The 12,424-nt window shown below is 62.4% G+C and carries 11 protein-coding genes and 1 pseudogene; 7 read left to right on the top strand and 5 right to left on the bottom strand.

What is annotated here, in order from left to right; all coding sequences use genetic code 11:
- Window positions 1-30: 30 nt before the first annotated feature.
- Entirely contained in the window at window positions 31-1,278 is a 1,248-nt protein-coding gene (locus AB4097_RS13500) for an extracellular solute-binding protein (protein ID WP_442040322.1), read from the bottom strand.
- A gap of 77 nt (window positions 1,279-1,355) precedes the next feature.
- The gene (locus AB4097_RS13495; RefSeq protein WP_442040320.1) at window positions 1,356-2,231 is read right to left on the bottom strand and encodes a hypothetical protein; all 876 of its coding nucleotides are present in this window, start codon (window positions 2,229-2,231) and stop codon (window positions 1,356-1,358) included.
- A 158-nt stretch (window positions 2,232-2,389) separates the two neighbouring features.
- On the opposite strand from AB4097_RS13495, the gene AB4097_RS13490 reads away from it, so the two are divergent.
- From AB4097_RS13490 to AB4097_RS13480, 3 genes are all read left to right on the top strand, one after another.
- A complete protein-coding gene (locus AB4097_RS13490; protein ID WP_114946193.1) occupies window positions 2,390-2,707 on the top strand; it encodes a hypothetical protein in 318 nt (105 codons plus the stop codon).
- A gap of 54 nt (window positions 2,708-2,761) precedes the next feature.
- Window positions 2,762-4,597, top strand: a complete 1,836-nt coding sequence (locus AB4097_RS13485) for a DEAD/DEAH box helicase (RefSeq protein ID WP_442040317.1) — start codon at window positions 2,762-2,764, stop codon at window positions 4,595-4,597.
- A 239-nt stretch (window positions 4,598-4,836) separates the two neighbouring features.
- Window positions 4,837-6,045, top strand: a complete 1,209-nt coding sequence (locus AB4097_RS13480) for an extracellular catalytic domain type 1 short-chain-length polyhydroxyalkanoate depolymerase (RefSeq protein ID WP_442040315.1) — start codon at window positions 4,837-4,839, stop codon at window positions 6,043-6,045.
- A 23-nt stretch (window positions 6,046-6,068) separates the two neighbouring features.
- Here the strand turns inward: AB4097_RS13480 and AB4097_RS13475 are convergent, their stop codons facing one another.
- Window positions 6,069-6,881, bottom strand: a complete 813-nt coding sequence (locus tag AB4097_RS13475; protein ID WP_442040313.1) for a DUF1194 domain-containing protein — start codon at window positions 6,879-6,881, stop codon at window positions 6,069-6,071.
- Between the two features lie 287 nt (window positions 6,882-7,168).
- Between AB4097_RS13475 and AB4097_RS13470 the strand changes: the two genes are divergently transcribed.
- The gene (locus tag AB4097_RS13470) at window positions 7,169-7,408 is read left to right on the top strand and encodes a hypothetical protein (protein ID WP_162820471.1); all 240 of its coding nucleotides are present in this window, start codon (window positions 7,169-7,171) and stop codon (window positions 7,406-7,408) included.
- Between the two features lie 800 nt (window positions 7,409-8,208).
- Here AB4097_RS13470 and AB4097_RS13465 read toward each other — a convergent pair.
- On the bottom strand, window positions 8,209-8,679 hold the full coding sequence (locus tag AB4097_RS13465; RefSeq protein ID WP_442040310.1) for an HU family DNA-binding protein: 471 nt from the start codon (window positions 8,677-8,679) through the stop codon (window positions 8,209-8,211).
- Window positions 8,680-9,089: 410 nt separating this feature from the next.
- On the opposite strand from AB4097_RS13465, the gene AB4097_RS13460 reads away from it, so the two are divergent.
- From AB4097_RS13460 to AB4097_RS13450, 3 genes are all read left to right on the top strand, one after another.
- Window positions 9,090-9,986 carry a sugar kinase gene (locus AB4097_RS13460; RefSeq protein WP_442040308.1) on the top strand — a complete coding sequence of 299 codons (897 nt, stop codon included), beginning with the start codon at window positions 9,090-9,092 and terminating at the stop codon, window positions 9,984-9,986.
- A gap of 36 nt (window positions 9,987-10,022) precedes the next feature.
- Window positions 10,023-10,688, top strand: coding sequence for a bifunctional 4-hydroxy-2-oxoglutarate aldolase/2-dehydro-3-deoxy-phosphogluconate aldolase (gene eda / locus AB4097_RS13455; protein WP_442040306.1), 666 nt, complete (start codon window positions 10,023-10,025; stop codon window positions 10,686-10,688).
- An 87-nt stretch (window positions 10,689-10,775) separates the two neighbouring features.
- A complete protein-coding gene (locus AB4097_RS13450; RefSeq protein ID WP_442040304.1) occupies window positions 10,776-12,320 on the top strand; it encodes an acyl-CoA synthetase in 1,545 nt (514 codons plus the stop codon).
- On the opposite strand, the pseudogene AB4097_RS13445 reads toward AB4097_RS13450, so the two are convergent.
- Window positions 12,292-12,424, bottom strand: a pseudogene (locus AB4097_RS13445) (IS630 family transposase); the annotation flags it as partial. The gene AB4097_RS13450 and the pseudogene AB4097_RS13445 overlap by 29 nt on opposite strands.

Genomic DNA, 12,424 nt, shown 5'->3' with positions numbered 1-12,424 from the left:
GATGAGTTCGCCGCCGCCTGTGTCAGACGCTTACTTCTGGAACGGCTTGTAGTAGGTCGCGATGCCCTTGTTGATCTCGGCAGCGGCCTGCTCCGGGGTCTGCTGGCCGGCGAGCATCTTCTGCACGTTCGACTGCAGCAGCACCGAACCGCTCGGCTCCTGATAGCGGAAGCGCACGAGCATCAGGTACGACATGGAGTTCTCGGCGAGCTTCGCCACGTCCTGCGTGATCGAGTCCTCGATCTTGATGCCCTTGATCGGCGACAGGTTCTTCAGCGTGTTGGTGAAGGCCGTGCCGTATTCGGGGGTCGCCAGGAAGCGCACGAACTTGAGAGCGGCATCCTTCTTCTCGGTCTTCGCGTTCACCGCATAACCGCCGTCGTAATAGGTGGCGATCAGCGCCTGGTCGCCCGCCTTCAGGACGGGGGCCGGGAACACGCCGAGATCGAGCGTGGGGTTCTGGTTCTTGAAGTTCGCCACCTCGTAGGAGCCGCCCGCGAACATGGCCGCGCGGCCCGCCACGAAGAGCTGCTGCGAGGACGGGTAATCCACGCCGGTGAAGTTCGGCGCGAAGTACTGGCTGATGTCCTTCAGCTTGGCGAGGGCGCTGACGAAGCGCGGATCGGTGAAGTTCGCCTTGCCGGACACGATATCGGACTCGAAGTCCTTGCCGAGTATGGACGAGAGCAGGCCGCCCACAATGGTCTCGTTCTGCCAGGCCGTTGCCGTGCCGTTGGAGAACGGGTTGATGTTCTTGGCCTTGAGCGCTTGGCACAGAGCCATCATCTCGTCCCAGGTCTTCGGCGGGTTCAGGCCGTTATCCTTGAAGATCTTCTTGTTGTAGACGACGAGCTGCGCCTGCATGGCGAAGGGAACCGCATAGACCTTGCCGTCCGAGCGCAGGGTCTCGGCCGCGAGCGCCGCTTCGGGGAAATTCGCCAGCTCCGGCACGTTCTGCTTGTCGAGGGCGAGCAGGTAGCCGGGGGTCGCGATGGTTTCCAGGTTGCCGTAGGCGCGCACCTGGATCACGTCCGGACCGCGACCGGCGGCAAGCGCCGTGGACAGGATCGTCTGGTAGTTCTCGGGTGCGTAGGTCTCGAACTTCACCGTGATGCCCGGCTCCGTGGCCTGGAACTTCTTGATGATGTCCTGGTAGAAGGCCTTGTCTTCCTGGCGCCAGCTCCAGAAGGTCAGCTCGGTCTGGGCCATGGCGGCCGTGCCTGAAAGCAGGAAGCCTGCGGCGGCAGCGCCCATCAGAATGCGTCGGGTCAGTTTCATTGTCGGTTCCCTCATCGTTGAAGTCCTTGTCGTCCCACCGTCCGGCCTGATCCTCGACCATGCCGGACGGAATTTCTTCAGCCGGATGGCTCGGCTGAGATCACGAGAAAGGTCGCGTCGTCGTGGGTCTTAACACGAGGATAGGCGCCCGCCATGAGGTCGCCCCGCTCTCTTTCCCGCAATTCCTGCATCAGATCGGCCCCCTTGCCCGCCGCGAGCCGGGCGTGAAGGGCACCGTCCGAATAAGCCCCGAACACATCGACGAGCCGCATGAATCCATCGGTCGCCAGCACGATCGGGGCGCCCGCTTTCACCTGCGCGTCGAAGCGCAGCTCCTGCCCGGCCCATGGACGGCGCGGGTTCACGACCCAGTAACCGTCCGGCCGGTTGAGCCTGCCGCGGTTCTCGAGGATCTGGAGCCTGACCGCCTCGGGGATCGAGCCCGGCTCATGATCCCGGGCTCCGAGGGCCGCCAGGGTCTTCCTCTCGAAGGGCTTTGCCCGCTCGTCGCTCCACCGAAGGACCCCCTGCTCCGTTGGCACGAGGGCGATCACGTCGCCGAGGAAGCGGCCCTGGATGTGGACGCGCCCTCCCTCCCCCTGCATCGTTTCGATCAGGCCGAGGCAGGCGGACGGCGCCTGATGGTCGTCGATCTCCCGGACATGGGCCGTTGCTTCCCGGAAGTCCGCATCGATAGCGGCCTCGAGCCGGCGCAGCACCGCATCGGCACCCACGTCCCCCGCGAGGTCCATCAGCCAGTCGCCGACGATTCCGGCGAGCCAGGCGGCATCGCTGCCGCAGGAGGTCAGCCGCTCCTCCGAGAGGCCGGTCGCCCCGTCGATGACCCAGGCAAAAGGTCCATGCAGGCCGATCCCGTCCTCATTGACACGGGAGCCTGGCAGGGACAGCCGGTCCAAGGACCGGAAATGGGGAATGAGTCCAGTCGGGTTCACGGCTTAACTGGTCTCATATTGGTTGCTTCGTGTCTATACTGGTCTCACGTGCTTTTCACATGCTTCCTGAGGCCCGAAAGTCTTGAGACAGCTCAGTTTGATCGAATCCCGCACCTAGGCGTTAGTGCTTTGATCAACCTATTGTCGAAGGAAGAGCCATGGTCACCCTGGAAATCGACGGCAAGGCGGCTGCCGTGACGAACGCGGACGAGGAACAAGCCCGCGAACTCTTTTTCAGTGAGAGCTTTAAAGATGACTTAAAGTCGTTTAAGAGCGAGGGCCGGTCCCTGTGGGACGGCTCAGCTGCCTTGACGACACGGCCCGCATCGGAACATGAGATCGATGCCTTCTATGAGGCCCTGGACGAAGAGGACGAGGTCGACGAAGACGACGAAGACAATGACGGCGACCTCGATATCGATGTCGTGTTCCTGGTGTCCATCGACGAAATTGACGACGCCGCTGCCTCCGGCTGATCATCCTTACCGGAGCCCTTAGGAGGCTCCCAAACACGGTTCAGCCCTATTCACATGCCTTTTCCCAAGACCAATCCCAGCCTTGAACGCGCCCTTGCCGACCGAGGCTACAACGATCCGACCCCGGTCCAAGCCGCCGTGCTGGAACCGGATGCCCGCGACCGCGACCTCCTCGTCTCCGCCCAGACCGGCTCGGGCAAGACCGTCGCCTACGGCCTCGCCATGGCGTCCACGCTCCTGGGCGACGCCGAGCGCTTCGACGCCCCGCGCGAGCCTCTGGCTCTGATCATCGCCCCGACCCGCGAGCTCGCCCTCCAGGTCAACAGGGAGCTCATCTGGCTCTATGGCCCAGCGGGCGCGCGGGTCGTCTCCTGCGTCGGCGGCATGGACGTGCGCCGGGAGCAGCGGGCCCTGGCCGACGGCTGCCATATCGTCGTCGGCACGCCGGGCCGCCTGCGCGACCACCTGGAGCGCGGCCGCCTCGACACGTCGAAGATGCGCGTCGTGGTGCTCGACGAGGCGGACGAGATGCTCGATCTCGGCTTCCGCGAGGATCTGGAGTTCATCCTCGACGCCACGCCCGAGGATCGGCGCACGCTCCTGTTCTCCGCCACCCTGCCGAAGAACATCATCACCCTGGCGCGGCGCTATCAGCGCGAGGCCCATCGCATCGACACCCTGGTCGAGAACGAGCCGCATGGCGATATCGAGTATCGCGCGCTCCGGATCGCGCCGAACGAGGTCGAGCATGCGGTCGTCAACGTGCTGCGCTTCTATGAGAGCCGTGGCGCCATGGTGTTCTGCCACACCCGCGAGGCGGTGCGGCATCTGCATGCCAGCCTGATCGAGCGCGGCTTCGCGGCGGTCGCCATCTCGGGCGAGCTGACCCAGAACGAGCGCAGCAACGCCCTGCAGTCGCTGCGCGACGGCCGCGCCCGCGTCTGCGTGGCCACCGACGTGGCCGCCCGCGGCATCGACCTGCCCGATCTCGGCCTCGTGATCCATTTCGACCTGCCGAACGATCACGAGACCCTCCTGCACCGCAGCGGCCGCACGGGCCGCGCGGGCCGCAAGGGCGTCTGCGTGATGCTCGTGCCCTATACGCGCCGGCGCAAGGCCGAGAGGCTGATCGACATGGCCGGCGTCGACGTGACCTGGGCCGGCCCGCCCTCCGCCGACGAGATCCGCCAGCGCGACCGCGAGCGGATGATGCAGGATCCGATCTTCTCCGAAGAGGTGACGGACGAGGATCTCGCCATGGCGCGGGCGCTTCTGGCGGAGCGCTCGGCCGAGGATATCGCCAATGCCCTGGCGCGGTTCTTTCGTGCGCGCCTGCCTGCGCCTGAAGAGATCGTCGATGCGGGCGCGGATCGCGAGCCGCGCCAGCGCAAGGACAAGCGCGAGCGGCAGGAGGATCGCCAGCGCGGCTTCAAGGAGGGAGGCCGCGGCTCATCGGGAGAAGGTTTCGAACGCTCGTCCGAAGACATGGTGTGGTTCCGCATGAGCGTCGGGCGCCGCAACAACGCCGATCCTCGCTGGCTGCTGCCGATCATCTGCCGCCTGGGTCACGTGACGAAGAAGGAAATCGGCTCGATCAAGATCTTCGATCGCGAGACCAAGTTCGAGATCGTCAAGTCGCATGCGCCGAAATTCGCCGCAGCCGCACGCAAGTCCAATGACGAGGACATTCGCATCGAGCCCGCCGATGCCGGACAGGGCAAGTCCCATGACCGGCGCCCCCGCGAAGGCAAGCCGTGGGACAAGCCGAAAGGCAAGGGACCGCAGGAGAGAGGCGGTCCTCCTCCATACCGGGCGGCGAAAGAAGGTAAGGGGCCCAAAGATCACAAAAGTCCGAAGGACAAGAAGAGACCTTCGGAGAAGCGCTCCTGATGAAGGAAACAGGCCGGGACATCAGCGTGTCCCGGCCTGAACTTTTCTTGCGGGCCTTTGCGGTGAGCCGGTCACGCCTCCCATGCGTGTTTCGTGTGCGAAACGGCCCAGTTCCCCTAGGGTCGCCGGAAAAATCGGCCACATGACGCGATGCAGCAAATCTATTGTGCATTGCAACATAGACCCCATATGAGGCGTTGACTTCGAGACAACTCCTTACCCGAAAGGGCCCAGTCATTATGAAACGCTTAGGGCAGATGCTTCGCCAGTTGGCACAATACCGCCGCCAGTGGGAAACCGCGATGAACGCGTCGAACGCGGCATCCCCTGTCATGGGACATCCGTCGGTGCCGTCACGCCTGACTGAAGTCACCGGCTTCGGCTCCAATCCCGGCAATCTGAGAATGTTGACTTACGTTCCGGAAAGTCTGCCGCCCTCTCCTGCACTCGTGGTTGTCCTGCATGGATGCACGCAGACGGCGGCAGGCTACGATCATGGCTCCGGCTGGTCGGCGCTTGCGGACCGCTACGGGTTCGTCCTCCTCTATGCCGAGCAGCAGGAGACCAACAACCCGAAGCGCTGCTTCAACTGGTTTCAGCTTGCCGACATCGAACGGGATCACGGCGAGGCTCATTCGATCCGGCAGATGGTCGATCATGCGATCGAGCGGCACAATCTGGATCGCAACCGGATCTTCGTGACCGGGCTTTCGGCCGGCGGCGCCATGACATCGACGATGCTCGCAACCTATCCGGAGGTCTTTGCCGGAGGCGCCATCGTTGCCGGTCTGCCCTATCGCTGCGCCACCAGCATTCCGGAAGCTTTCGAGTGCATGTTCCAGGGGCAGACGCGTTCCGCTGAGGAATGGGGCACCCTGGTGCGCGAGGCGTCATCCCATAAAGGAACCTGGCCCAAGGTTTCCGTGTGGCACGGCAGCGCCGACGCGACGGTCAAGCCGATGAATGCGGGCGAGATCATCAAGCAATGGACGAATGTCCATGGTTTGCGTAGCGAGGCCAGCCGCAGCGACGTCGTGGACGGCTATCCGAGGCGCGCCTGGACCGATGCAGAAGGCAACGAGATCATTGAGGAATATGTCATCACCGGGATGGCGCATGGAACGCCCCTAGCCGTCGGCAATGACGAGCACAATTACGGTGCGGCCGGCCCCTTCCTGCTCGACGTGGGCATCTCGTCGAGCTACCGAATCGCGAAGTTCTGGGGGCTGACGGAGCACGTCGAAGAAAAGGCAATCCGTCGGGCTCCAGAGAATGCCGTCGCTCGTGACACGACCGCGACCGTGCATGTCCTCCCCCCTCCAACGGAAGCACCATACGTGGAAGACGCACCGCGCGAGGCACGGCAGAACAGGCGTCCGGCACAGTCTCATCTGGATATCGGTTCGGTGATCACGAAGGCGCTCAGATCCGCGGGCCTCATGAAATGAGCATAGGGGAGTCGAAGCGCCGCTCAGGGCTTCTTCTCCTGGCTCAGCAGATCCTCTTGCTTGCGTCTTTCCCCCGTGATGCAGTTCATGCTTCCCGACTGAGCCGGCACGATCAAGGACCGCGCATCGCCGATTCCCGCGACCTCACGCATGATCTTCGTGCGCACCACCATGGCGAACTGTTCCGGATCATGCACGGGAATCACAAAGGAGCCGGCGCCCCCGATGACGCACTCCCTATAGTAGAGATCCAGATCATCCTGCTCGGCACTACCGGATCCACGATTGAACATGATGGGCAGCCCATTGATGATGATGCCGTCCGCAACTGCTTCGTCGCGCGCGTAAGTGACATGGCGGCCGTCATTGTTGGGACCGTCTCCGGATATGTCGATGACGCGGCGAAGCGGGGCGCTTCCCAGCGGCTCGAACAGCTTCCTGCCCTGGTCGATGATGCCTGAGATCGAGGTCATTCCCGCTTGGCGGATGGGTTGGTAGGCGAGCTGGTTGGAGAACGACATGGCCTTCTCAGGACTGTCGATGATCATCCACGGTACGATGACCCGCTGATCCTTGACGCCGGACCACTCGACATAGGTTACGGCGATACGGCCATTCAGGCCGCTCCCGATGGCCTCATGGACAAGAGAGGACCGGAAGGCATCGATGAAGCCTTCGCGCTGGAGACCCTGCTCGTCACTTTCCATGGAGGACGAGATATCGACTGCGATCACGAGAGCGACATCGAGCTGGCTTTCCGGTGCGACGGGGCTCCCGGCAAGAACATCACCGGCCAGCAGAAAGAACGCGAGAGTACTCAGGAACCTGTTCGCCATGACCACCTCCGTTCCCGGCCCTCAATCTCGCGATCGCGGCCAAGATTCCTGTCTGTCAACGTTCCAGTCAGGCATTTGATACGCAAACTTGGTCGATTTATCGGCGAATTTACTTGAAGCAGATCGTTTTTTCTTACCCGTGATCCCTGCGAGACGACGAGACGCTTCACGGCCGCCCCGTTCCGGAAGGCCAAAGATAACGTAACAAAATCCACCCTCTATACGCAGAGCAGACAGGGGGTGCCGGGTCGAGTATTGATTTCTTACGCTACGCAAAGGGCAAAACCATGAAACCGGATATGGATCTGATCGGCGCTCTCACCAGCTTCTCTGTCGGTACGCTCGACGGTCGCGATGCGATGATGGTGATCGAACTCGCAACGACCCCTGAGGAATACGAGCGTGGCATCCGCCACCAGATGCCCGTTGCCATGACACCCGAGCATGCCCGGGAACTCGGCGAGGCTCTGCTGCTCGCAGCCAAGGCGGCCCAGATGGGCGAGGCCCCGAGCTACGCATTCAACTGATCGACGCCTCTCCTTCAGAGGCGTGAAGATCATTCGCTCATCAGCGACATGCCCGGTACGAATCCATATTGAAATGAATGCGATTGAGGTAAGCCTCATCGCAGCCAGGGCTGAGCAAGACTTCAAAGAATTGCGAACCGTTTATTAGAGCTGTTTCCCCTTGCGTGGAATCATCTCCCTTCTTTGCTTTGCCGCATTTTCGACTGAGAACCGGATCAACTTCGCCGACGATGCTCTAGCGCATTGGGCGCACTTTCGAGTCAATTCCAAAAGAACACGCTATCGAGTCCGATGCTCGAGGGCGGTAAGGAACGCCGATAGACGGGTATTTCCCGCTAACCCCCTTCGATCATCGTCACGTTCCACCGACCACAATGAACCTGCAATGTCGACGTCCTCTTCGCGGCACCGGATGCTTCTGCGATCACTGCCATTTCGAAAGATGGCTACGCTGAAATGCAGCCAGCACCACACCTCCCGCTTAAAGTGCGGCTGGGTCGTGGAGTGGAGGAGATGCGTGTCGGATAGCGGCCCGGGTAACCGTGAGCAGGCAAGTGGTGGAGAACGCTCCATTCAATCTCAGTGAGAATTGGGATGATTCCAACCTGTCATTCAGGAAGACGACACGGAGCCACTTGCGTGGAATCAACTCATCCCTTTGCTGAGCGCATTCTTCGACCGTAAACCTGATCCACTTGCCGGAAATTGCTCCGGAACGAAAAAGAGCAAGGCGACGACCGCCTTGCTCTCTGACTGGAATTCATCGGGACACGCGTCGAGCGTGCCCCGTTGTCCGAGAATCAGATCGATTCCTTGAGGTCCTTGGCCGCGCGGAAGGCGATCTTCTTCGAAGCCTTGATCTTCACCGGCTCACCGGTTTGAGGATTGCGGCCCATGCGAGCGGCGCGCTTGCGCACCTGAAGGATGCCGAGGCCGCTCAGGCGAATCTTATCGCCCTTCTTCAGGCTCTTGGCGATCATCTCGACAACCTGGGTCAGCATCTCGTTGGCTTGGCGCTTGGGAACCTCGTGCAGCTCGGAGAGCTTCTCAGCGATGTGGCGCAGCGTCAGGATCGGGGACGATGCCGAGGAGGAAGCCTTCGCAACCTTCTTCACAGCCGCTTTCTTCGCCGGTGCCTTGGTCGCAGCAGCCTTGCCGGCGGTCTTTGCGGGCGCCTTTGCAGCCTTCGACGATGCCTTCGCTGCAGCCTTAGGGGCCGCAGCCTTCTTGGCCGGGGCCTTCTTGGAAACCTTGGTTGCAGTCTTGGCCATCAGAAACTCCTTATCGTAGATGGTGAATGCGTAAGACAGCAGAATCTCAATAACGCTTTCAGCCAAGAATTAAAGATGGCAAAGCCAGCTTTCCGCACAATAGTACGAGTTACTTGTCGATTTCTCGTCAAGAAGCGCCTGAATGCTGGTTCCGCAGGGCTTTGAAGCGCGCTCCATGCGCAACCCTGGGGGGATCGAAGTGGCTCGCCTGTCGAGAAATATCGATGGCAGAACCGCCTTTCGAGTCCGGGGCCGGTTATCCCGCGATGCCCTGCCTCTTTCTCGTCTTTGGGCTGGACATTCGAGGATATTTTGATGTCACCTTCCCTGTCGCAAAATCGCAGTATTCCGGGTATTGGATCGAAAAGGGCTGAAGCTCGCCACGTTCCGAAAAGCGCCACGGTGGAAACATGACAAAAGTCGCCTGCATCGGTGAATGCATGATCGAGCTTCGGGAGGAGGCCGACGGCCGGTTATCCAGGGGCTATGGCGGCGATACCTTCAACACCGCCGTCTATCTGGCCCGTCTCGGGACCCGAACCGACTACATCACCGCATTGGGAGACGACAGCTGGAGCGATGAGCTGATCGCGGCCTGGAACAAGGAAGGCGTTGGCACACAACGGGTCCTGCGCCTGCCCGGGCGCCTCCCGGGGCTTTACATCATCCAGACGGACCCGAATGGCGAGCGACGTTTCTCCTACTGGCGCGAAACCGCGGCCGCGCGCTTGCTGTTCCAGGCGCCGGAAGCCGCGAGCATCATCGAAGCCATCGAGACCTACGATCTCGTCTACCTGTCGGGCATCTCCCTCTCTCTCTATGGGGAGAGCGGACGCGAGCGCCTGTTCGACGTTCTCCGCAACGTTCGGTCCAAGGGCCGGCGGGTTGCCTTCGACACGAATTTCCGCCCGCGTGGCTGGCCGGATCCTGAAGTCGCACGAACCGCCTTCCGTCAGGCCTTCGCATGCGCCGACATCATCCTCGCATCCACGGAAGACCTCGATCTCCTGTTCGGCGACAAGGGTGTGGAGGAGCTGCTGGCCTTCTCCGACCGGGCCGAGATCGTCCTCAAGCATCCCGACCTGACCTGCCGTGTCATGTCGCAAGGTGAGGACATCCTCGTGCCCGGCAAGCCTGCAGACGACGTGGTCGACACCACGGCGGCCGGCGACAGCTTCGCCGCCGCCTATCTGCATGCCCGCCTTTCGGGGGAAAGCCCTCGTTCCGCCGCGGCGGCAGGACATCACCTCGCCGGACAGGTCGTGCGCTATCGCGGCGCGATCATTCCGCGCGAGGCCATGCCATAAAATCTTGACACCATCTCCATCCAGGGAGTTCCTCTCATGCCCCAAGATCAGAAGGACCTCGCCAGCGCCCGCAGCAAGACGCTGGCCGACCTCCTCCGCGCCGGCCCCATCGTTCCGGTAATCACGCTGGAGCGCGTGGAGGATGCGGTTCCCCTCGCGCGGGCTCTCGTCGCGGGCGGGCTGCGTCTGCTGGAAATCACTTTGCGCACTGCCGCGGCGGCAGAATCAGCGGCGGCCATCATCCGAGAGGTGCCGGAGGCCATCGTCGGCATCGGGACTGTTCTGACTCCGAAGGATCTCGAGCGCGCTCAGGCGCTCGGCGCACGCTATGCCTTGAGCCCCGGCGCCACGCCCGACCTGCTCGAAGCGGCGAGCCGGAGCGAGATGCCGTTCATTCCCGGCATCGCCACTGCCTCCGAGCTCATGGCGGCCCTCTCCCATGGCTTTCAGACCGTCAAGTTCTTCCCGGCGGTTGCAGCCGGCGGCATTCCGGCTCTTAAAGCCCTTGCCGGACCGTTCCCGCAGGCGCGATTCTGCCCGACGGGCGGGATCGACGAGAAGAATGCCCGGGATTGGCTTGCGCTGTCGAATGTCGTGGCCATCGGTGGATCGTGGGTCTGTCAGCCCGCCGACATCCGTGCCCAGGCCTGGGGTGAGATCACGGCGAAAGCGCAGCGGGCCATGATGTCGATCAAGGAATGAGGCTCCGCAGGCCGTTCAAAGGCTGACATTTCGTAGGATTGTCAGTCTCCCCCCTCATGGCGATACTCGCCAGCGGGAGGAACGCCAGTGACCTCAACAATCTACGACACGAACCTCGACAAGAATCCGGCGAATTATCAGCCGCTGACGCCGCTCTCTTTCCTGGAGCGGGCCGCAAGCGTTCATCCGGACCGCCCAGCTGTGATCCACGGTCCGCTCGTTCGTGACTATCGTGATTTCTACGCGCGTACCCGGCGGCTTGCCTCGGCGCTCGCCAGGCGCGGGATCGGCCGCGGCGATACCGTCTCGGTCATGCTTCCCAACACGCCCGCCATGCTTGAATGCCATTACGGCGTGCCCATGGCCGGTGCCGTGCTCAACACCCTGAACACCCGCCTGGATGCCAAGATCATCGCCTTCTCCCTGGAGCACAGCGAAGCCAAGGTGCTGATCACGGACCGGGAGTTCTCGGCCACCATCAAGGCGGCTCTCGAACTGTCCTCGGTCAAACCCTTCGTCATCGACTATGACGATCCGGAATTCACCGGCCCGGGCGAGCGGCTGGGCACCGTGGAATATGAGGAGTTTCTTGCCGGAGGCGATCCCGATTTCGCCTGGACTCCGCCCCGGGACGAGTGGGACGCGATCACCCTGAACTACACCTCTGGCACCACGGGAGATCCGAAAGGCGTCGTCTATCATCATCGCGGCGCCTATCTGCTCGCCCTGGGCAACATCCTCACCGCCGGCATGGGGCAGCATCCCGTCTATCTCTGGACCCTGCCGATGTTCCATTGCAACGGCTGGTGCTTTCCCTGGTCGCTGTCCATCGTCGCGGGCACCCATGTCTGCCTGCGAGCCGTGCGCGCGAAGCCCATGTACGATGCGCTTGCCGACCACAGGGTCACGCATCTCTGCGGCGCGCCCATCGTCATGTCGGCACTGCTCAATGCGCCGGCTTCCGAGAAGCGGCCCCTGCCCCACACGGTCAAATTCCTAACAGCTGCGGCTCCCCCGCCGGAAGCGGTGCTCGCGGCCATGAAGGCTGCGAGCTTCGACGTGACGCATCTCTACGGCCTGACAGAAGTCTATGGACCGGCAGTCGTCAACGAATGGCACGAGGACTGGGAGGCGCTCGACTCCAGCGACTACGCGGCCAAGAAGGCCCGTCAGGGCGTGCGCTATCCGGTTTTGGAAGCCCTCGACGTGCTCGACCCGGACACCATGCGGCCCGTGCCGGCCGACGGACGGACCCTGGGCGAGGTCATGTTCCGCGGCAACGTGGTCATGAAGGGTTATCTCAAGAACCCGTCGGGCACGGCAAAGGCGTTCGAGGGTGGCTGGTTTCATTCCGGCGATCTCGGCGTGAGATACCCCGACGGCTATGTGCAGCTGAAGGACCGCTCCAAGGACATCATCATTTCCGGCGGCGAGAACATTTCCTCCATCGAAGTGGAGGACGCCCTTTACCGGCATCCTGCCATCCAGGCGGCCGCCGTCGTCGCGATGCCGGACGAGAAATGGGGCGAGACGCCTTGCGCCTTCGTCGAGCTGAAACCCGATCAATCGATCCCGGCAGAAGACATCCTAGAGCCCTTTCCGCCTACTCCGGTTCATATCCAGCGGCTCTGAAGTAGTTGGCGCATTCGTCGGGCGAGAACTCGTCCAGGAGCTCACCGATGGTCTGCCAGAGCACGTCCTTCGTGCGGGCGGCTGCCTTGCGCAGCAGTGCCTTG

Origin of the sequence: Microvirga sp. 2MCAF35 (assembly GCF_052115545.1) — a bacterium.
Lineage (GTDB): Bacteria > Pseudomonadota > Alphaproteobacteria > Rhizobiales > Beijerinckiaceae > Microvirga.
The sequence above is the reverse complement of the archived record's forward strand: the minus strand, read 5'-3'. Positions and strand labels throughout refer to the sequence as shown.

Coding starts and splice junctions, on each gene's coding strand:
- AB4097_RS13500 (WP_442040322.1), bottom strand. CDS start 1,278: ATGAAACTGACCCGACGCATTCTGATGGGCGCTGCCGCCGCAGGCTTC.
- AB4097_RS13490 (WP_114946193.1), top strand. CDS start 2,390: ATGGTCACCCTGGAAATCGACGGCAAGGCGGCTGCCGTGACGAACGCG.
- AB4097_RS13485 (WP_442040317.1), top strand. CDS start 2,762: ATGCCTTTTCCCAAGACCAATCCCAGCCTTGAACGCGCCCTTGCCGAC.
- AB4097_RS13480 (WP_442040315.1), top strand. CDS start 4,837: ATGAAACGCTTAGGGCAGATGCTTCGCCAGTTGGCACAATACCGCCGC.
- AB4097_RS13475 (WP_442040313.1), bottom strand. CDS start 6,881: ATGGCGAACAGGTTCCTGAGTACTCTCGCGTTCTTTCTGCTGGCCGGT.
- AB4097_RS13470 (WP_162820471.1), top strand. CDS start 7,169: ATGAAACCGGATATGGATCTGATCGGCGCTCTCACCAGCTTCTCTGTC.
- AB4097_RS13465 (WP_442040310.1), bottom strand. CDS start 8,679: ATGGCCAAGACTGCAACCAAGGTTTCCAAGAAGGCCCCGGCCAAGAAG.
- AB4097_RS13460 (WP_442040308.1), top strand. CDS start 9,090: ATGACAAAAGTCGCCTGCATCGGTGAATGCATGATCGAGCTTCGGGAG.
- eda (WP_442040306.1), top strand. CDS start 10,023: ATGCCCCAAGATCAGAAGGACCTCGCCAGCGCCCGCAGCAAGACGCTG.